The sequence below is a fragment of the Burkholderia sp. CpTa8-5 genome (genome assembly GCF_017815045.1).
Lineage (GTDB): Bacteria > Pseudomonadota > Gammaproteobacteria > Burkholderiales > Burkholderiaceae > Burkholderia > Burkholderia sola.
Genome location: NZ_JAGIQD010000004.1, coordinates 123,921 through 141,944 on the forward strand (window position 1 = coordinate 123,921; position 18,024 = coordinate 141,944).

Annotated in this window: 21 protein-coding genes; 8 read left to right on the plus strand and 13 right to left on the minus strand. The window is 66.2% G+C overall.

All coding sequences use genetic code 11. The features are described from left to right. Positions 1-101 precede the first annotated feature (101 nt). Both J8I35_RS08515 and J8I35_RS08520 read left to right on the plus strand, forming a co-directional pair. Positions 102-1,232, plus strand: coding sequence for a 3-deoxy-7-phosphoheptulonate synthase (locus J8I35_RS08515; RefSeq protein ID WP_050013399.1), 1,131 nt, complete (start codon positions 102-104; stop codon positions 1,230-1,232). 408 nt (positions 1,233-1,640) lie between these two features. Further along, positions 1,641-2,069 carry a PRC-barrel domain-containing protein gene (locus J8I35_RS08520; RefSeq protein ID WP_050013398.1) on the plus strand — a complete coding sequence of 143 codons (429 nt, stop codon included), beginning with the start codon at positions 1,641-1,643 and terminating at the stop codon, positions 2,067-2,069. Positions 2,070-2,125: 56 nt separating this feature from the next. Here J8I35_RS08520 and J8I35_RS08525 read toward each other — a convergent pair whose 3' ends face one another. The 8 genes from J8I35_RS08525 to dapF all read right to left on the minus strand — a co-directional run bounded on the left by J8I35_RS08525 (position 2,126) and on the right by dapF (position 8,395). Next, on the minus strand, positions 2,126-2,878 hold the full coding sequence (locus tag J8I35_RS08525) for an SDR family oxidoreductase (RefSeq protein ID WP_209924995.1): 753 nt from the start codon (positions 2,876-2,878) through the stop codon (positions 2,126-2,128). Positions 2,879-2,918: 40 nt separating this feature from the next. Further along, the gene (locus tag J8I35_RS08530) at positions 2,919-3,434 is read right to left on the minus strand and encodes an Ohr family peroxiredoxin (RefSeq protein ID WP_124594817.1); all 516 of its coding nucleotides are present in this window, start codon (positions 3,432-3,434) and stop codon (positions 2,919-2,921) included. A gap of 25 nt (positions 3,435-3,459) precedes the next feature. Then, on the minus strand, positions 3,460-4,215 hold the full coding sequence (locus tag J8I35_RS08535; protein ID WP_209924996.1) for an SDR family oxidoreductase: 756 nt from the start codon (positions 4,213-4,215) through the stop codon (positions 3,460-3,462). 205 nt (positions 4,216-4,420) lie between these two features. Beyond that, positions 4,421-5,425 (minus strand): LysR family transcriptional regulator, encoded by a 1,005-nt coding sequence (locus J8I35_RS08540; protein WP_209924997.1) that lies wholly within the window; start codon positions 5,423-5,425, stop codon positions 4,421-4,423. Between the two features lie 110 nt (positions 5,426-5,535). Continuing rightward, positions 5,536-5,937, minus strand: a complete 402-nt coding sequence (locus J8I35_RS08545; protein ID WP_050013393.1) for a cupin domain-containing protein — start codon at positions 5,935-5,937, stop codon at positions 5,536-5,538. A 75-nt stretch (positions 5,938-6,012) separates the two neighbouring features. Continuing rightward, positions 6,013-6,492, minus strand: a complete 480-nt coding sequence (locus tag J8I35_RS08550; RefSeq protein WP_050013392.1) for a carboxymuconolactone decarboxylase family protein — start codon at positions 6,490-6,492, stop codon at positions 6,013-6,015. A gap of 209 nt (positions 6,493-6,701) precedes the next feature. After that, complete coding sequence (locus tag J8I35_RS08555) at positions 6,702-7,586, minus strand: RNA polymerase sigma-70 factor (RefSeq protein ID WP_209924998.1); 885 nt, start codon at positions 7,584-7,586, stop codon at positions 6,702-6,704. Then, the gene (gene dapF / locus J8I35_RS08560) at positions 7,583-8,395 is read right to left on the minus strand and encodes a diaminopimelate epimerase (RefSeq protein WP_089489894.1); all 813 of its coding nucleotides are present in this window, start codon (positions 8,393-8,395) and stop codon (positions 7,583-7,585) included. Before dapF ends, J8I35_RS08555 begins: the two co-directional genes overlap by 4 nt. 269 nt (positions 8,396-8,664) lie before the next feature. On the opposite strand from dapF, the gene J8I35_RS08565 reads away from it, so the two are divergent. The 3 genes from J8I35_RS08565 (at position 8,665) to J8I35_RS08575 (ending at position 11,791) form a co-directional block, all read left to right on the plus strand. Further along, positions 8,665-10,743 carry a carbon starvation CstA family protein gene (locus tag J8I35_RS08565; RefSeq protein ID WP_050013389.1) on the plus strand — a complete coding sequence of 693 codons (2,079 nt, stop codon included), beginning with the start codon at positions 8,665-8,667 and terminating at the stop codon, positions 10,741-10,743. 12 nt (positions 10,744-10,755) lie between these two features. Then, positions 10,756-10,962 carry a YbdD/YjiX family protein gene (locus tag J8I35_RS08570; protein ID WP_050013388.1) on the plus strand — a complete coding sequence of 69 codons (207 nt, stop codon included), beginning with the start codon at positions 10,756-10,758 and terminating at the stop codon, positions 10,960-10,962. A 208-nt stretch (positions 10,963-11,170) separates the two neighbouring features. Further along, positions 11,171-11,791, plus strand: coding sequence for a hemolysin III family protein (locus J8I35_RS08575; RefSeq protein WP_050013387.1), 621 nt, complete (start codon positions 11,171-11,173; stop codon positions 11,789-11,791). A gap of 59 nt (positions 11,792-11,850) precedes the next feature. On the opposite strand, the gene J8I35_RS08580 is transcribed toward J8I35_RS08575, so the two are convergent. The 3 genes from J8I35_RS08580 to J8I35_RS08590 form a co-directional block, all read right to left on the minus strand. Beyond that, a complete protein-coding gene (locus tag J8I35_RS08580) occupies positions 11,851-12,276 on the minus strand; it encodes a nuclear transport factor 2 family protein (protein ID WP_209924999.1) in 426 nt (141 codons plus the stop codon). A gap of 118 nt (positions 12,277-12,394) precedes the next feature. Next, on the minus strand, positions 12,395-12,748 hold the full coding sequence (locus J8I35_RS08585; RefSeq protein ID WP_209925000.1) for a DOPA 4,5-dioxygenase family protein: 354 nt from the start codon (positions 12,746-12,748) through the stop codon (positions 12,395-12,397). Positions 12,749-12,786: 38 nt separating this feature from the next. After that, the gene (locus J8I35_RS08590) at positions 12,787-13,821 is read right to left on the minus strand and encodes a hypothetical protein (RefSeq protein ID WP_209925001.1); all 1,035 of its coding nucleotides are present in this window, start codon (positions 13,819-13,821) and stop codon (positions 12,787-12,789) included. A 338-nt stretch (positions 13,822-14,159) separates the two neighbouring features. Here J8I35_RS08590 and J8I35_RS08595 point away from each other — a divergent pair, with 338 nt between their 5' ends. The 3 genes from J8I35_RS08595 to J8I35_RS08605 all read left to right on the plus strand — a co-directional run bounded on the left by J8I35_RS08595 (position 14,160) and on the right by J8I35_RS08605 (position 15,670). Next, positions 14,160-14,537 carry a hypothetical protein gene (locus J8I35_RS08595; protein ID WP_209925002.1) on the plus strand — a complete coding sequence of 126 codons (378 nt, stop codon included), beginning with the start codon at positions 14,160-14,162 and terminating at the stop codon, positions 14,535-14,537. Positions 14,538-14,760: 223 nt separating this feature from the next. Next, complete coding sequence (locus J8I35_RS08600) at positions 14,761-15,240, plus strand: hypothetical protein (RefSeq protein WP_209925003.1); 480 nt, start codon at positions 14,761-14,763, stop codon at positions 15,238-15,240. Between the two features lie 169 nt (positions 15,241-15,409). Further along, a complete protein-coding gene (locus J8I35_RS08605; protein WP_050013382.1) occupies positions 15,410-15,670 on the plus strand; it encodes a hypothetical protein in 261 nt (86 codons plus the stop codon). A 154-nt stretch (positions 15,671-15,824) separates the two neighbouring features. Here J8I35_RS08605 and hpnH read toward each other — a convergent pair whose 3' ends face one another. Further along, a complete protein-coding gene (hpnH, locus tag J8I35_RS08610; RefSeq protein WP_012339213.1) occupies positions 15,825-16,985 on the minus strand; it encodes an adenosyl-hopene transferase HpnH in 1,161 nt (386 codons plus the stop codon). 12 nt (positions 16,986-16,997) lie between these two features. Continuing rightward, positions 16,998-17,939 carry a 4-hydroxy-3-methylbut-2-enyl diphosphate reductase gene (ispH, locus tag J8I35_RS08615; RefSeq protein WP_050013381.1) on the minus strand — a complete coding sequence of 314 codons (942 nt, stop codon included), beginning with the start codon at positions 17,937-17,939 and terminating at the stop codon, positions 16,998-17,000. Positions 17,940-18,024: the final 85 nt, after the last annotated feature.

The following is an 18,024-nucleotide window of genomic DNA, read 5'->3' on the forward strand; positions in this document are numbered from 1 at the left end:
GTCGATTTCGGTCGACTTCCCCGCAACCCGCTATCGTTCCGCACGGGTGCCATAATCGAGCCTGCCCATCATTCCAGACAGATGTCCCCCGGAGAATCACCATGCAGAACCTCGACAATCCTTCCCACGATCGCGAGGTAGGCAGCGCCGACGCGACGCAGGACACCACCCGCATCGACGACGTCCGCATCGGCGCGGTGCGTCCGCTGATTTCGCCCGCGCTGCTGCTCGACGAGCTGCCGGTGCCGGCCGCGACGCAGACGCTCGTCGAGGATACGCGCCGCGCGATCGGCGACATCCTGCACGGCCGCGACGACCGGCTGCTGCTCGTCGTCGGCCCGTGCTCGATCCACGATCACGACCAGGCGCTCGATTATGCGCGCCGCCTGAAGGCCGCCGCCGACGCGCTGAAGGACGACCTGCTGATCACGATGCGCGTGTACTTCGAGAAGCCGCGCACGACGGTCGGCTGGAAGGGGTACATCAACGATCCGCGCCTCGACGGCAGCTTCCGCATCAACGAAGGGCTGCGCGCCGCGCGGCAACTGCTGCTCGACATCAACGCGCTGGGCCTGCCGGCGTCGACCGAATTCCTCGACCTGCTGAGCCCGCAGTACATCGCCGACCTGATCGCGTGGGGCGCGATCGGCGCGCGCACGACCGAGAGCCAGAGCCATCGTCAGCTCGCGTCGGGGCTGAGCTGCCCGATCGGCTTCAAGAACGGCACCGACGGCGGCGTGCAGGTCGCGTCGGACGCGATCGTCGCCGCGGCCGCGAGCCATGCGTTCATGGGGATGACGAAGATGGGGATGGCCGCGATCTTCGAGACGCGCGGCAACGACGACGCGCACGTGATCCTGCGCGGCGGCAAGAACGGCCCGAATTACGATGCGGAGCACGTCGAAGCGAGCTGCGCGGTGCTGCGCAAGGCCGGCTTGCGCGAGCAGGTGATGGTCGACTGCTCGCATGCGAACTCGAACAAGTCGCACGAGCGGCAGATCGAGGTCGCGCAGGATCTCGCGCGGCAGTTGGGGCAGGGCGAGCACCGGATCGTCGGCGTGATGGTGGAGAGCCATCTCGAGGCGGGCAGGCAGGACCTGAAGCCGGGCGTGCCGCTGCAATACGGCGTGTCGATCACCGATGCGTGCCTGAGCTGGACGCAGACGGAGCCGGTGCTCGACGTGCTGGCGGAGGCGGTGCGGCATCGCCGGGTGTATGCGCGGAATGCGTGATGCTGCGCGGCGGCGCGGCGCCCGCCGCGTGATTCGATGTGTTCGATACGCCGCGAAGATCGGGCGCTCGTCCGTGAGATTGCGCTAATCGACGGGTCACGGCGCCATTTTCCGCGCCGCGCGCGCCGTCTGTTTGCACGAATCTTGATCCTGATCCGTTCCGCCCCGCTTGCCACGTTGCACGCTCAACGCACGATCCGGCGAATCCCGCTACCATGAAAGACGTGTTGCTCGCTGCAGTCCGGCCACGCACACACGCAGTGGCGGTGCGGCCGGCCGTCACGCGACCGACGAAGCGCGGGGCGGCCATCCGCGGCGCGGCCATCCGCGGGCGCTCACCGATCAGCCATTGCGCCCGCGTCGCTTCGTTCCCGGAATCCACAACAACCGAACCGGAGTGCATCACACATGAAGTTCTACAAGACCCTCCTCGCAGCAACCGTCCTCGCGTCGAGCATCAGCGCGCATGCGCAGATCGCGGGCGCGCAGCCGATCAGCGTGACCGTCGAGCAATCGCAGGCGCTGCTCGAAGGCTGGAGCGTGAAGAAAAGCGTGCTCGGCAAGACCGTGTACAACGACGAGAACCAGAAAGTCGGCAAGGTGCGCGACCTGATCGTCGCGCCGGACGGCTCGGTGTCGGCCGCGATCGTGTCGGCAGGCGGCTTCCTCGGCGTGGCCGCGCACGACGTCGCGGTGCCGATCGCGTCGCTCGACGTGCGCAACGGCAACATCTACCTGCCGGGTGCGACCAAGGAAGCGCTGAAGGCCACGCCGGCGTTCCAGTACGCGAAGGTGCCGTCGGCGCCGAAGCCGAAGAAGGTCGACGAAAAGCACTGATTTGCCGTATCGCGCGGCACGCGTCGTACGTCGCGTGCCGCGCGTCCTTGCGACGGTCAGGTTGCGTCGAGTCCGCCGTCGACCGTGATCACCTGACCTGTCATCCATGCCGCCTGCGGCGACGCGAGCGACACGATCCAGTTCGCGACGTCCGCGGGCTCGCCGCGCCGGCCAAGCGGAATGCGCGTGCGCTCCTGCGCCTTGATTGCTTCGATGTCGGGTGCCGACAGCTTCATCCGTTCGGACAGGAAGTCCGTTTCCGTCGGGCCCGCCGCGACGGCGTTCACGCGTACGCCCGCCGATGCGAGCTCGAGCGCCCAGCAGCGCGTCAGATGCTCGAGCGCGGCCTTGCTCGCTGCATAGTGCGACAACAGCGCCGCGGCCTTGTGTCCGAACGTGCTCGACACGTTGACAATGCTGCCGCGGGCTGCTTTCAGATGCGGCAGCGCGGCGGTCGCGAGCATCGACGGTCCGAGCGTATTGACGCGGAAGATCGCGCTGATCGCGTCGAAGGTCGCCGACTCGAGCGGCAGGATCGCCCCCGCGCCCGCATTGTTGACCAGCACGTCGAGCCGCCCCGCCAGTGCGACCGTTGCGTCGATCGTGCGCGTGGCGTCGGCCGGATCGCCGGCATCCGCGACCACGTAGTCGATGCCCGGCGCGCTGCGCGCGGCGGCGGAAAGCGCCTCTTCGCGGCGGCCCGTGATGACGACGCGCGCCCCTTCGCGTGCGAACGCGACGGCCGCCGCCCGCCCGATGCCGGCACCGCCGCCGGTAATGAGGACCACCTTGTTGTCGAATGACTGCATGACTTTCTCGTGAAGATGATGGGTTGAACGTGCGTGCCGTTTAGCGTTCGTGCGCATCGTCCGCCGGCGCCAGCGCCACCACGTGGCTGATTCCCTCATGCGCCATCTTCGTGTAAGGACTGAAACGCTCCGTATTGCGGACGAGCTCTTCCGCCACGACGCGTTCGACGCCCGGCAGCCGCACGCGAATGTTCGCGTTCAGCATGAACAGCCCGTCCATCGGATCGCGGCAGAAGTCGATCGACGCGGACACCGATGCACCGGCGATCGACACCCCCGCCCGTGCAGCCAGCAGGCTCAGCGCGCCGTGAAAACACGCCGCATAGCTCGCGGCGAACAGTTGCTCCGGGTTCGGGCCGTCGCCGAGCCCGCCGAGCGCGGACGGCAGGCGCAGCTCGACATCGAGCCGCCCGTCGTCGGAACGCGCGACGCCCGATGCGCGGCCGTGCTCCGCCGCGCCGCCGGTGACGGTCACCGTCGTCGAGTACAGCGTCTGCGGTTCTCGTCCGCGATACCGGTCGAGCAGCGATAGCGGCGGCGGGCGCAGCGGCGTCATGGTGTGCGTGATCCGGCCGAGGCGCTCAGCGCGCGGGCTGGTTCTGGCGGAACCACGCGTCGAAGGTCGTCGCGCCGAACCGCGCACCGGCTGCCGGCACGAGCGTGTCGTCCTGCAGCACCGCGCCGAAGTAGTCGGCGCTGGCGTCGCGCGTCACCGTGCGCGCGTCGTGCGTCGCCGACAGGAAACGCTCGACCAGATCGGCGATCCGCACGCGCTCGGGGCCGCCGATCTCGGCGATGCCGTTGCGCGGCGCGTCGAGCGCGAAGTCGGTCACGGCGGCCGCGACGTCGTCCGATGCGATCGGCTGGAAGTGCGCGGTGGTCAACCGGACCGTGTCGCCCTGCGCGCCGGCCTGCGCGATCGCGCCGACGAATTCGAAGAACTGCGTCGAGCGCACGATCGTGTACGGCACGCCGGCTTCGCGGATCAGGTTCTCCTGGATGATCTTGCCGCGGAAATACGCGCTCTGCTGCAGCCGGTCGGTGCCGACCACCGACAGCGCGACGTGATGGCGTACGCCGGCCGCCCGCTCCGCGGCGAACAGGTTGCGCCCCGACGCCTCGAAGAACGCCTTCACGGCCGCTTCCTCGAACGACGGCGAATTCGCGAGATCGACGACGACCTCCGCGCCGGCCAGCGCGGCGTCCAGCCCCGCGCCCGTGATCGTATCGACGCCCGTCGACGGCGCGGCCGCCACCGCGTCGTGGCCGCGTGCGATCAGGTTCCTGACGACCTTGCTGCCGATCAGGCCGGTACCACCAATCACGACGATTTTCACGATTGCTCTCCTTGAACGGGCGCGCGACATGCGCGCCGCTTGAATCTGCCGAAGCCGGCGCCCATCGCGTTCGCGCGATCGGGCCGGTACGTTGCCGAACGGCGCAGCGCCGTATTCGCGTGCCTGTCGAACAGCCCGCATCGTAGGCATGCGCCGCGCGATCCGGTAGAGGCCGGCAAGCCCTCACCATGTTGCCGGGAATGCATCAATCGACCGTCTCCAGCGGCGCCAGCGTCGTCATCGTGGTCAGGCACTGCAGATCGCGCGCCCGCGTCTGTTCGGTCATGTAGTCGATGAACACGCGGATGCGCGTGGGCAGATGCTTGCGGCTCAGGTAGCAGAGATAGTGGCCGCCGTCGTCCGGCGCGTGCTGGCCGAGACAGCTCAGCAGCCGGCCGTCGGCGAGCAGGTCGCACACCTGGTACGCGGGCAGTTGCGCGATGCCGAGCCCGTCGAGCGCCGCGTGCACGACGAGATCGATGTCGTTGAACGTGTGATGCGCGGCGATCTGGCGCTGCTGCGTCGCCCCGTCGATCCTGAATTCCCATTCCGTCACGCGGCCCGATGCGGTGCGCAGGTTGATGCAGCGATGCCGCTCGAGATCGTCGACGTGGCGCGGCAAGCCGTGCCGGTGCGCGTACGACGGCGACGCGCAGACGATCATCTGCATCGGAATCAGCCGGCGCGCGACGATCGCGCTGTCCTCCATGCGGCCGTCGCGAAACGCGACGTCGATGCGGTCGGCGGAGAAATCGACGGGCCTGTCGTTCAACAGCAGTTCGAGCGTGATGTCCGGATACCGCGCATGGAAGTCGCGCAGCAGCGGCGCGATGACCTTGCGACCGAAGCCCGGCGTCGCGCCGATGCGCAGGTGTCCGCTCGGCGGCCCGCTGCGCAGCTCGCGCATGTCCTCGAGCGCCTGCGCCAGATGCTCGATGCCGGGCCGGCAGTTTTCGTAGAAGAGTTCGCCTTCGCGCGTCAGCGACATGCTGCGGGTCGTGCGCTGGAACAGGCGGGCGTCGAGCCGATCCTCGAGCCGTTGCACGTGGCGGCTGACCGACGAGCGGCCGACGCCGAGGCGATCGGCGGCGCGTGCGAAGCTGCCTTCCGTGACAACGGCCAGGAAGGTGACGACGCCGGCGTAGCAGGTCGAGAAGCTGCGTGCGAAAGGGTCGTCGGCGTCGGGGCGGCGGATGGAGGTGTCGGGCATGGAGGCGCTGGAATCGTGGTGTCCGTATGCGACTAGACGGTTCAGCGCTGCCGCCTGTGACACCGCCCGCCGCATTTTTTCAAAAAAGGGCGCGGCGGCGTGCGGGCCGGCTATTTCTCCGGCACGAGCACGGGTGCACCCTTGTCCTTCAACAGCAGCACGATGAACTTCGCGGGCCGCGTCCGGCTCGCATTGCGTCCGACCGTGTGCAGATCGTTCGGGCCCTCGTAGAAGGTCTGGCCCGGCTTCAGCGTGACGGGCTCGCCGCCCTTCACCTGCATCACGATCGAGCCCTCGACGACATAGACGAAGGCCTCGGCGTGGTGACGGTGGACCGGGTCGACCGCGCCGGGCGGATATTCGACCGAGATCATCAGGGCTTCCTTGCCCGGATACGCGTCGAGCGGCTTCGTCATCAACGGGGTGACGATGGCCGAAGGCGCCGCGTGGACAGCGCCGGTGGTCGAGGCGGCGACGAGCGCGGCCGCGATGGCATGTTTCAGGCGAATCATCGGATGGATTCCAGTGAAGCCGCCGGCCGGCAGCCGGCGGCGAAGCAGGGAGCGGCCCGTAGCCGGGCGCGGGCGTCAGGCGAGATTGGCCTTGTCGAGGCCGTAAGCCTTGTCGGCCGAGCCCGGAGCGGTGCGGAACGCCACGTTCGCGCGGTTCCAGCCGTTGATCGCCATCACTTCGAACGTCAGGTCCGACAATTCCTTTTCGGAGAACTGGCCGCGCACGCGATCGTAGACGTCGTCGGGCACGCCGTGCTCGGGGAGTTTCGTCAGTACTTCGGTCCAGGCCAGCGCAGCCCGCTCGCGCGGCGAGAACAGCGTCGATTCGCGCCACGTCGCGAGATGGTGAAGGCGCAACTCGCGCTCGCCGTGCAGGCGAGCCTCCTTCACGTGCATGTCGAGGCAGAATGCGCAGCCGTTGAGTTGCGACGCGCGTGCGGACACGAGGTCACGGATCGATTCCTCGATCGCGCTGCCGCGCAGCAGGTTGCTGAGTTCGAGGAATTGCCGGAACAGTTCCGGCGATTGATGCATGTAGTTGAGACGCTGCGTCATGATTTCTCCTGGCGACGAAGAGGCTGGCCCGCGTTGCGCGGGCGTCGGGGGCGGCAGGGCGCCGCGCGAAATCATCTTAGGAGTGTGGGCCGGCGCGCGGTAGCCACGCACAGGGACGCATCGTGTTGCGCGGGCTGCACCAATGCCGCATCGAGCGGTGCACGGCGCGCGCTTCGGGGTTCAACCCATCGCTAGGGCGTGAACACGCCCTAGCCGGCACTGCACGCGGCTGCGATGCGCGCGAGCTTGTCGGGGTTGCGCTGCACGAGAATCCGGACGATGCGCGTGCCGTCCGTCTCGAACGCCATCGCGGATTCGAGCTGGCCGGCGATGATGCGCAGCATCGCCCATTCGCCGTTCAGCACGACCGCACGCATTTCGACGCCGCTGCCGCAGCGCAACCACGTCGCGTAGAACAGTTGTGCGATGCGGCGACCGCCGACCATCGGTTTCGGGAAACTCTGGACCTTGCCGCCGCCGTCGCCGATCAGCATCGCATCTTCGGCGAGGAGCGCCTGGATCGACGGAAAATCGCCCTGCGCGAGGGCATGCGAAAAGGTCTGCAGCAATTGCCGGTGCGTTTCGCGCGGCACGATGTGGCGCGGCCTGTCGTCGTCGCGCAACTGGGCCTTCGCCCGGCTGACGAGTTGCCGGCACGCGGCTTCGGATTTGCCGATCGCGTCGGCAATCTCGTCGTAGTCGGCATCGAACACTTCGCGCAGCAGAAAGGCTGCGCGCGCTTCCGGCGTCAACCGCTCGAGCAGCAGCAAATAGGCGACCGACACGTCGTTCGCGCGCTCCGTCATTTCCTCGGGCGTCGCAGGCGCTTCGCCGAGTTCCGGCTCGGGCAGCCAGATACCCGTGTAGTGCTCGCGCCGGATCTTCGCCGCGCGCAGCCGGTCGATCGACGTCCGGGTCGTGACCGCGACGAGCCATGCCTCGGCATTCTCGATACCGTCGCGCGCCGCGTCGTGCCAGCGCAGCCACACGTCCTGCACGACGTCTTCGGCGTCCGCGATGGAGCCGAGCATCCGGTACGCGATCTTTTGCAGGCGCGGACGCAGCGTGTGGAAGATCTGTGCGTCGTCGCTCATGACAGCCACACCCCGCTGAACCCGAATGCAACCGGCCCGCTCAGGAACACATTGCCGGTGCCATCCCAATGCACCGTCACGTTGCCGCCGTCGCATTCGACGTTCACGGTCTCGTCGAGCAGTCCGCGCCGGATACCGTTGACCACCGCGCCGCACGAACACGAGCCGGAGCCGAGCGGCACGCCGCCGCCGCGCTCCCAGATGCGCAGGCGAATGTGCGTGCGATCGATGACCTGAACGAAATGCACGTTGGTTTTCCGCGGAAACAGCGGATGCGTTTCGATCGCCGGGCCGAGCGTTTCGAGGTCGAGTGCAGCGACATCGTCGACGAAGAACGTGCAGTGCGGATTGCCCATGCTGCAGGCGGCCGGTGTGCCGGGCAGCGGCAGCGCGAGCGTGTCGGCGGCTTCGGCAAAGGGTATGTCCTGCCAGCCGAACCGCGGCGCGCCCATCTCGACCTTGATCAGTCCGTGCGCATCCTGCGAACAGTGCAAGCGGCCGCGATTCGTGCGCAGCACGACCGACGCCGCGCCGGTTTCCCGCATCAGCTTCCATGCGGCGCCGCGCGTCGCGCTGCCGCAGGTATCGAGCGTCGAGCCGTCGGGATTCCGGAAGGCGACGTACGCGGTGGCGTCGTCGCAGTCCGAGATCAATGCGAGCTGATTGAAGCCGATGCCGCGATGCCGGTCGCCCATGCGCCGCACGAGATCGCGATCGACGCGGTGCGCTTGCTCGTGTCCCTGATCGCGCAGGTCGACGATGACGAAGTCATCGCCATTCGCGTTCATCTTCTGAAATGCGATCGGCATGGCGGTTCCGGAGTGGGGGTAGGCGAACACTGTACGTGGCTCGGCGGTCGCGGGCAATTGTTGCCCGACGAGGCGCATGCGACAGGGGTCTACGTAATTCTACGTAGCCCCGCATACGTAGTTATCCGCTTGTAAGCCTCCCCCATCGCGCGGAATACTACGGCCCATCGCCGCGGCCTCTGCGAGGCTGCGGCACGACGCATCGACGTCACGCGGGTTCGGCGCCTCGCCGCATCCACTCAAAAACACATTGGAGACCAGGAGACGCCATGAATCGGGCTTCCAGTACCCTGCTATGGATCGCGGTCGCGCTGCTCGGCGCGTTCGCATTCGGCACGATCGCACTCGCGCACGGCGAACGCGTCAGTGCCCTCTGGATCGTGATCGCCGCAGTCTGCGTGTATCTGATCGCGTATCGCTTCTACAGCCGTTTCATCGCCAGCAAGGTCATGCAGCTCGACGGGCTGCGGATGACGCCGGCGGTCAAGTACAACGACGGCCTCGACTACGTGCCGACCAACAAGTACGTGCTGTTCGGCCATCACTTCGCCGCGATCGCCGGCGCCGGGCCGCTGGTCGGCCCCGTGCTCGCCGCGCAGATGGGCTATACGCCCGGCATGCTGTGGATCCTGGCCGGCGTCGTGTTCGCCGGCGCGGTGCAGGACTTCATCGTGCTGTTCATCTCGACGCGCCGCGACGGCCGCTCGCTGGGCGACCTCGTCAAGATGGAGCTCGGCACGGTGCCCGGCGTGATCGCACTGTTCGGCGCGTTCCTGATCATGGTGATCATCCTCGCGGTGCTCGCGCTGATCGTCGTGAAGGCGCTGACCAATTCGCCGTGGGGCACGTTCACCGTCGCCGCGACGATTCCGATCGCGCTGTTCATGGGCGTCTATACGCGCTACATCCGCCCGGGCCGCATCGGCGAAGTGTCGATCATCGGCTTCATCGGGCTGATGGCCGCGATCGCGTTCGGTCAGAACGTGGCCGCCTCGCCGGCGATCGCCGCGTGGTTCACGTTCAGCGGCACGCAGCTCACGTGGATCCTGATCGGCTACGGCTTCGTCGCGTCGGTGCTGCCGGTGTGGCTCTTGCTCGCGCCGCGCGACTACCTGTCGACGTTCCTGAAGATCGGCACGATCCTCGGCCTCGCGATCGGCATCCTGGTCGTCGCACCGGAACTGAAGATGCCCGCGCTGACGAAGTTCGTCGACGGCACGGGCCCGGTGTGGGCGGGCAACCTGTTCCCGTTCCTGTTCATCACGATCGCGTGCGGCGCGGTGTCGGGCTTCCACGCGCTGATCTCGTCGGGCACGACGCCGAAGCTGATCGACAACGAAACCAACGCGCGCTTCATCGGTTACGGCGCGATGCTGATGGAATCGTTCGTCGCGATCATGGCGCTGGTCGCCGCGTGCGTGATCGAACCGGGCATCTACTTCGCGATGAACGCGCCGGCCGCCGTGCTCGGCTCGACACCGGAAGCGGTCGCGAACACCGTCACGCAATGGGGCTTCGTGCTGACGCCCGACATGCTCACGCAAACCGCGAAGGCCGTCGGCGAAACCACGATCATCGCGCGTGCGGGCGGCGCGCCGACGCTGGCCGTCGGCATGGCGCACATCCTGCACCAGGTGATCGGCGGCGAAGCGATGATGGCGTTCTGGTATCACTTCGCGATCCTGTTCGAGGCGCTGTTCATCCTGACGGCCGTCGACGCCGGCACGCGTGCGGGCCGCTTCATGCTGCAGGATTTGCTCGGCACGTTCCACCCGGCGCTCAAGCGCACCGAGTCGCTGCCCGCCAACCTCGTCGCCACCGCGCTGTGCGTGGCCGCGTGGGGCTACTTCCTGTACCAGGGCGTGGTCGATCCGCTCGGCGGCATCAACACGCTGTGGCCGCTGTTCGGCATCTCGAACCAGATGCTCGCCGCGATCGCGCTGGTGCTCGGCACCGTCGTGCTGTTCAAGATGAAGCGCGAGCGCTACGCCTGGGTGACGATCGTGCCGACCGCGTGGCTGCTGATCTGCACGCTGACGGCCGGCTGGCAGAAGATTTTCGACGCGAACCCGAAGGTCAGCTTCCTCGCGCACGCCGCGAAGCTGCAGGCCGCGGTGGACGAGGGCAAGGTGCTCGCGCCGGCGAAGTCGATCGCGCAGATGAAACGGATCATCTTCAACGACTACATCGATGCGGCGCTGGCCGGGCTGTTCATCTTCGTCGTCGTGGCGATCGCGGTGTACGGCCTGCTCGCCGTGCTGCGCGCGCGCCGCGAGTCGAAGCCGACCGTGCGCGAGACGCCGTACGAAGCGATGCCGGCCGCGCAGGCGCTCGGCAGCGGACGTTAAGGGGAGGCCGCGATGTTCAGCGATCTTGGCGGCGACCTGCGCAGCGCGGGGCGTTACCTTGGGCAGGCGTTGCGGCTGATGGTCGGCCTGCCCGACTACGATACCTACGTCGCGCACATGCGCGACACCCATCCGGACCGCGAGCCGATGACGTACGAGGAATTCTTCCGTGAGCGTCAGAATGCGCGGTACGGGTCGGGGGCGGGGAAGTGTTGCTGAACCGGGTCGTTGCAATCGCCTGACGAATCGGTTCGGTATCGAAACGGGAGCGCCGCGATGGCTGTCGCGGCGCTTTTTTCTTTGGTGGGCCGACGACGCGCACCGCAGGGCGCTTGCGTGCCGTTTGCCCGCGCGCAGCGCGGCGGCATCCGGCCGCCGGTATCATTAGGGCACTTTCTTTTCCCGATGGATCGCAGGAGAACACGTCGTGCATGTCGGTGAGCGTTTCAACAGCATTTCCCATCTCGTCGGCGCGGTGCTGTCGGTGGCCGGCCTCGTCGCCCTCGTGACAATGGGCGCGCTCGAAGGCGACCCGTACAAGGTGGTGAGCTTCAGCGTGTACGGCGCGATGCTGATCCTGCTCTACGCGATCTCGACGGCCTATCACAGCGTGCGCAACCCGCGCCTGAAGGCGATCCTGCAGAAATGCGACCATGCGGCGATCTATCTGCTGATCGCAGGGAGCTATACGCCGTTTACGCTCGTCACGCTGCGCGGCCCGTGGGGCTGGTCGCTGTTCGGCGTGAGCTGGGGGCTCGCCGTGTTCGGCATCGTGCAGGAGCTGACGCTCGGGCGCCGCACGCGCCTGCTGTCGATGATCCTGTACGTGCTGATGGGCTGGCTCGCGCTCGTCGCCGTGCGGCCGCTGATCCACGCGCTGCCGCCGGTCGGCACCGCATGGCTCGTGGCCGGCGGCGTGATCTACAGCGCGGGGATCTACTTCTTCATCAACGACGAACGCATCCGCCACGGGCACGGTATCTGGCACCTGTTCGTGCTGGCCGGCAGCCTGTGCCAGTTCGTCAGTGTCGCGATGTACGTCGCGTGAGGGGCATGGCGCGTTGAGCGCGTGATGCTTCGCGCGTCGCGAGTCGGCCGCAGCATGCGCTACCGGCGCGGCGCGTCCCGCAGCGCGCCGAAGCCCATCCATCCCCAGTACACGCGATGATGCGCGATCAACCCGTCGCGCAGATCCATCACCTCGACGAGATCGACCTGATCGCCGTCCGGCGTGGCGCGCGGGTATTCCCAGACGAGCTGGCGGCCGTTCGAGAAGAACAGCCCGGTCCGGTACCAGCGTCCGAGCGGGTTGTCCGGATTGCGCAGGCCGGCCGCGAAGAACGCGCCGATCGCGGCCTTGCCGTGCAGCACGCCCGAGCCGTGTTCGGGCAGCGTGGCGACGACGAGCGGCGTTTCGAGCACCGCGTCGTCGGCATACAGCGACATCAGCGCGTCGAGGTCGCGGGCGACGACGGCCGCGTGCCAGTCGTCATGGATGCGCCGGGCATCGGCATCGGTGTCTGCGGGTGTCATGGCGGGTTTCCGGAAGTCGATCACGGAAACCACTGTAGGGGTGCGCCGCCGCGAGACGTTTCACGTCGACCCGAAACGTGGATGCCGGGCCGCGCCGCGGGCGCTCTGCGGGTGGCCCCTAGCCGGCCAGCGCGTCGAGATTCAGCGCATGCGACTTGCCGATCCACACCGCGCAATCGCGGTGGTCGCGCAGTTCGTCGTGCGTATTCGGATGCAGGAAGATGTCGAGCGCGCCGTGGTTCAGCACGAGCCACGGCACGATGTCGTCGAATCGCGCGGCATCGAACGCGATCTGGTACGACCACGCCGGATGCGGGCCGACGAGGCGTTCGTGAAAGCGGCCGAGTTCGATGACCGCGCCGAACCGCGCGTCGACGACCTGGCGAAATGCCCAGGCCGCGTCGCGGCTTGCCGCATCGAAATAGACATGTGCGTGCCAGCTGTCGATGGATTGCGGATCGAATGTAGGCATATGAATTCAGATGAGTCGGGTTGGAGTTGCAGATGGAATCAGGTGCCGAGAACGAAGAACGAGCTGTTGTCCGAAGTTTCGACTCGATGCTGCAGGCGCCGCACGCCGAGTTCGTCCAAGCGACGCCCGTTCCCGGCCATGAATTCGGGGGCACGAAATATATCGTATGGACGCTTCTCCTGATAGAACGTGCACTGCAATGCGTTCATGCCGCCGGCAATTACTTCCTGGCGAAGCTTCGGGGCTGCATCCTTGTGGGCGCGCAACAGGTAGTCATTGACAAAGGCGAGCACGATGCCAAGCCGGATGTCTGCGGTCGGGTGATACCGTTCCGTGTCGGGTTGTCTTGAGTCCACCGAGTCCAAGAATCCGAACAGCGCACCATAAATGTAGCCAATATCGTAGAACAGGTCAGGAAGCGCTGGGTAGTAAAGCAGATGATTGTTTTGCGTGACGGCCTCGATGACGGCGGCCGTCCAGATCGACGCTTGGCGATCGGCGTCGGCTTCTAGCGTCTGGCTATGTGTGTACTTGGTGTCCGGCATGGGCCGCGTACCAAACTCATCGATGATGCCCATCCCGGTTCGTGCTTTCAGCCAATCAAGATGGCCGAGTGCGATGTGTGCGACTTCATGCCACAGTACAAATGTGAGCATGTAGTGGAATGCACAGTCAGCCAGTACGTTCGCTCGACCGCTTCTGCGTACGTCCTGCCGCAGCAGCTTTGCCTTCGTTCGTCCGCGAAGATGTGATTTGTCGAACGCGATGCACCTCGATATAACGGACAGCTGGGTTATCAGACCCACTCCGATTTCGACCTTGTATCTTCCAGGTGCGACAAAGGTCGCGCGCGCACCGCGAAAAATTGGCTTGTTGACGGCAAATTCGTCCAGTTCGATATCGACTCTCACAGGTACACCGTCCGGCAGACGCAACGCCATTTTCTGGACCAGTCGTTCGACTGTTGGTAGCGCGAACAGCTTGTTCTGGTAAGCAATATCCAATGTCAGGCCGCTTAGGCTCACATCCGCAAATAGTACAGGCTCGTTTGTTCTTTCCATGTGGAATTTCACTCCGGGCGATTTCCATCAATATTATGCGGATGAAGTGATGTTTGATGGTCGACATTGAAAAGAGGGGCGTGTCGAGGTGCTCCCTCTTCGATGTTCAAAAGGTTATTTCAGAAAGTGAAATACTCCTGGCGACGCGATCTCCGGGAGAGGGATGGAGCGCCTAGGTGATTGATTAGCCTAACAAAATTGCTCGATCATGGCGATCGTAGTGAAGGGTATCTTGAGATCGAAAATATAAATTTCGAATCGTGGTATTCAAATCAAGATGCGGCCCGACATACGATGATTTCAACGCATCGATGCTGGATCGATGCGGGGACAACCATCTGGAGGCCATTATGCGATCCCTCGTTCCCGTTGCCGTTCTTTCCTGCGCACTCGCTGCGCTGCCGGCCGTCAGCTTCGCGCAGACGATCGGCGTCGCCGACACTTCGCATGCCGCGCCGTTGACCTGGTCGGCGGCGCGTGCCGAAACCGATGTGCAGCTGATGCAGATGACGCGTGCCGGCTATCGCGCGACGACGGCCGGCAACCAGAACTATCCGCTCGCGATGCAACGTGCGCTCGAGCGCGTGTACAACCCGGTGCCCAACCGGTGGCCCGACGAAAAAGCCGCGATGCAAGCGCGGGCGGCCCGCGACGTGCGGAGCGGCCATCCGGTGAAGGCGTTCCTCGTGAAAACCGCGTACTACCTGAAGGGCGACAACACGTTTTGACGCAGGAGACGAACATGGCATGCGCTGACCGATTGCTCGGCGGGTGGCGTGCATCGGCGATACGCAGGCCGCCGCACGCGTGCGCGGCACGGCGGCGCGCCGATGTGCACGGCATGCGACGCCGGGCGGACGACCTGCGCGACGCGGGCCGGTGCGCGGTTGCATGCGGCGACGCGCGGTCCGGGGCGACGGCGGACGACGCGAGCGCGAGCGAGGGCGGATCATGAAGGCTGCCCGGAAAGGTCGTCGCCATCCGCCGTTGACGCGCGAATGGCTGCTGCCGCTGCCGCCCGCGCATGCACGCGACATCTCGCTGAAATGCCACATGGCGCTGGTCGCGCTGCGCGGCGAGCACGGTAGCGAAACGCTGCTGATGAGGCTGCGCACGAGCGTGTATCTGGTGTTCCTCGCGCTCGACGATGTGGTCTCTCCCGACGCGACCATCGACCTGTGCGTCGACGCGGAGCGCGTGCTGGACGCGAGCGTGGCGCGCGCCGCGCGAAGCGGTGCATGGACGCTGCACGACGACGAATGCGCGGTGCTCGAACGCGTGCTCGCCGCGAACGACGCATGCGTCGCGACGCTCGCGCGGCATCGGCTGGCCGAGCTGTGGCGTCACGTCTGCACGTTCGCTTCCGCCGAACAGCCTGGGATCGTCGCGCAGGCGGCGGCGAAGATGCGGGCGCCGGCCGTTCTGCATTGAATCGCTGGCCGCGGGCCGCGTTTCATACCCGTCCGATTCCATCGCGCGGCCGCGCGCCGTCTAATGACACGACTGGAACCCGGCGTGGCCGGGCGACGAGGATCCATCCTCGCGTTTGCGGCGATCGTGCGTGTCGACGCGAACGCATTCGTTTCGGTCAGGAGGAGCGATGGCGCTATACAGGAGCGGCGGCTACTTCACGTGCGGAAGTGGCCGCGCATTCAGCGAGAATCTGCCGCCGGGCAGCAAGGTGACGGTGGCGGGCATCTATCGATGCACCGTGTGCGGCGACGAAATCGGCATTGCGAAATGGCAGATGCTGCCGTCCGAGGACGCGCATCCGCACGATCTCGATCCGCCGTCCGACCCGCTGCTCGATCCGGGGCCGACCGCGTGGCAACTGATCGCCGCGGCGGAGTCGCGCAGCTAGGCAACCGACGTTCGCCGCCGCACGCAGGCGCGTGAGCGCAATGCGGCACGCGGCGTCCGCCAAAACAAAAAGCGCCGCGGAGCGAACTCCGTGGCGCTTCTTCGATACCAGGCCGCTGCGAAGGCTCGACCCTCCGCGCGGCTCACCGCGCTGCTTAAGCGGCCGTTGCCGACTTCGCCGGCTTCTGCAGCTTGCCCTTGCCGGCGCGCTGGATTTCCTCGAGCTTGATCTCGACGTGACGCGAGAACACGTATTCGGCCGGACGCTGCTTCGCGATCGAGATATCCGGTGCGAACGGGCCGTCGGTCTTGATGCCCTTGCGGCTCACGCGCAGCGCCTTCAGCGGGTTCGAGATCGTGTCCATCACGGCCGTGGCCTCGAAGCCGCAGTGGACCATGCAGTCCGCGCACTTCTCGTAGTTGCCGACGCCGTAGTTGTCCCACTCCGTCGTTTCCATCAGTTCCTTGAAGGTCTTCACGTAACCTTCGCCGACCAGGTAGCACGGCTTCTGCCAGCCGAACACCGTACGCGCCGGGTTGCCCCACGGCGTGCACTTGTACGTCTGGTTGCCGGCCAGGAAGTCGAGGAACAGCGACGACTGGCTGAACGACCAGCGCTTGCCGCCTTCGCCGCGCTTCAGGATTTCGCGGAACAGGTTCTTCGTCTTGTCGCGGTTCAGGAAGTGCTGCTGATCCGGCGCGCGCTCGTATGCATAGCCCGGCGACACGGTGATGCCGTCGACGCCGATCGGGCCCAGCGTGTCGAAGAACTTCGCGACGCGTTCCGGCACCGCATCGTTGAACAGCGTGCAGTTGATGTTCACGCGGAAGCCGCGGCGCTTCGCTTCCTTGATCGCCGCGACGGCCTTGTCGTACACGCCTTCCTGCGACACCGAGTGATCGTGCGCTTCCTTGTCGCCGTCGAGGTGGACCGACCAGACGAAATACGGGCTCGGCTGGTAGTCGTCCATCTTCTTTTCCATCAGCAGCGCATTCGTGCACAGGTACACGAACTTCTTGCGCTTCATGATGCCCTTGACGATTTCCGGCATCTCCTTGTGGAGCAGCGGCTCGCCGCCGGCGATCGACACGACGGGTGCGCCGCACTCGTCGACGGCCTGCAGGCATTCCTCGACGGACAGGCGCTGGTTCAGGATCGGATCCGGATAATCGATCTTGCCGCAGCCGTTGCACGCGAGGTTGCAGCGGAACAGCGGCTCGAGCATCAGCGCGAGCGGATAGCGTTTGTTGCCGGACAGGTGCTGGCGCACGATGTAGGCGCCGACACGGACTTGCTGGAGCAGCGGAATAGACAAGGGATGTCCTCCTTAAACTTCGCGGGCGACAGCTTGCGTGAGCTTCGCCGGCAACTTGAATTCGACTTTTTCTTCACGGCCCGCCATCGTCGCGACATCGACGGGCCCCAGCGCGCGCAGCGCGCCGATTACATCCTCGACCATTTCCTCGGGCGCCGACGCGCCGGCGGTCAGGCCGACCGTCTGCACGCCCGCGAACCATTCGGCCTTCACTTCCGAGCCGTCGGCGACGAGATAGCTCGGTACACCGCTTTCGGTGCCGATCTCGCGCAGGCGGTTCGAGTTCGAGCTGTTCGTCGCACCGACGACGAGCAGCACGTCAACCTGTTCGCTCAGCTCGCGCACGGCGGCCTGGCGATTCTGCGTCGCATAGCAGATGTCGCGCGTGTCCGGGCCGACGAGGTCGGTGAACCGGCGCTGCAGCGCTTCGATGATGCCGCGCGTGTCGTCGACCGACAGCGTGGTCTGCGTGATGTACGCGACCGGCGTATCGACGGGCAGCGTCAGCGTATCGACTTCGGCTTCGCTCTGCACGAGGATCACCTCGGCCGGAATCTGGCCGATCGTGCCTTCGACTTCCGGGTGGCCCGCGTGGCCGATCAGGATCAGCCGGCGGCCCGCCGCGACGTACTGGCGGCCCTGTACGTGCACTTTCGTGACGAGCGGGCAGGTCGCGTCGAGCACGTCGAGCCCGCGCGTTTGCGCGTCGCGCTCGACCGTCTGGGCGACACCGTGCGCGCTGAAGATCGCGACAGCGCCGTGCGGCACCTCGTCGAGTTCCTCAACGAATCGTGCCCCTTTATTACGCAGATTTTCGACGACATGCCGGTTGTGCACGATCTCATGACGCACATAGACCGGCGCACCGTGCTGTTGCAGCGCGCGATCGACGATCTCGATCGCACGGACAACCCCCGCACAGAAGCCGCGGGGCTGGGCAAGGATGACTCGCATAAGTGAGCGAACTCCGACGACAGACGCCGGGGTTCGAGGCGCTTGGCACGCGCTTGCTCGCCCCGGCTTGATGTTATGAAGGCAG

What these genes read in the sequence shown, in the direction of transcription:
- J8I35_RS08515 (WP_050013399.1), top strand. Translation starts at nt 102, where the DNA reads ATGCAGAACCTCGACAATCCTTCCCACGATCGCGAGGTAGGCAGCGCC.
- J8I35_RS08520 (WP_050013398.1), top strand. Translation starts at nt 1,641, where the DNA reads ATGAAGTTCTACAAGACCCTCCTCGCAGCAACCGTCCTCGCGTCGAGC.
- J8I35_RS08525 (WP_209924995.1), bottom strand. Translation starts at nt 2,878, where the DNA reads ATGCAGTCATTCGACAACAAGGTGGTCCTCATTACCGGCGGCGGTGCC.
- J8I35_RS08530 (WP_124594817.1), bottom strand. Translation starts at nt 3,434, where the DNA reads ATGACGCCGCTGCGCCCGCCGCCGCTATCGCTGCTCGACCGGTATCGC.
- J8I35_RS08540 (WP_209924997.1), bottom strand. Translation starts at nt 5,425, where the DNA reads ATGCCCGACACCTCCATCCGCCGCCCCGACGCCGACGACCCTTTCGCA.
- J8I35_RS08545 (WP_050013393.1), bottom strand. Translation starts at nt 5,937, where the DNA reads ATGATTCGCCTGAAACATGCCATCGCGGCCGCGCTCGTCGCCGCCTCG.
- J8I35_RS08550 (WP_050013392.1), bottom strand. Translation starts at nt 6,492, where the DNA reads ATGACGCAGCGTCTCAACTACATGCATCAATCGCCGGAACTGTTCCGG.
- J8I35_RS08555 (WP_209924998.1), bottom strand. Translation starts at nt 7,586, where the DNA reads ATGAGCGACGACGCACAGATCTTCCACACGCTGCGTCCGCGCCTGCAA.
- dapF (WP_089489894.1), bottom strand. Translation starts at nt 8,395, where the DNA reads ATGCCGATCGCATTTCAGAAGATGAACGCGAATGGCGATGACTTCGTC.
- J8I35_RS08565 (WP_050013389.1), top strand. Translation starts at nt 8,665, where the DNA reads ATGAATCGGGCTTCCAGTACCCTGCTATGGATCGCGGTCGCGCTGCTC.
- J8I35_RS08570 (WP_050013388.1), top strand. Translation starts at nt 10,756, where the DNA reads ATGTTCAGCGATCTTGGCGGCGACCTGCGCAGCGCGGGGCGTTACCTT.
- J8I35_RS08580 (WP_209924999.1), bottom strand. Translation starts at nt 12,276, where the DNA reads ATGACACCCGCAGACACCGATGCCGATGCCCGGCGCATCCATGACGAC.
- J8I35_RS08585 (WP_209925000.1), bottom strand. Translation starts at nt 12,748, where the DNA reads ATGCCTACATTCGATCCGCAATCCATCGACAGCTGGCACGCACATGTC.
- J8I35_RS08595 (WP_209925002.1), top strand. Translation starts at nt 14,160, where the DNA reads ATGCGATCCCTCGTTCCCGTTGCCGTTCTTTCCTGCGCACTCGCTGCG.
- J8I35_RS08600 (WP_209925003.1), top strand. Translation starts at nt 14,761, where the DNA reads ATGAAGGCTGCCCGGAAAGGTCGTCGCCATCCGCCGTTGACGCGCGAA.
- J8I35_RS08605 (WP_050013382.1), top strand. Translation starts at nt 15,410, where the DNA reads ATGGCGCTATACAGGAGCGGCGGCTACTTCACGTGCGGAAGTGGCCGC.
- ispH (WP_050013381.1), bottom strand. Translation starts at nt 17,939, where the DNA reads ATGCGAGTCATCCTTGCCCAGCCCCGCGGCTTCTGTGCGGGGGTTGTC.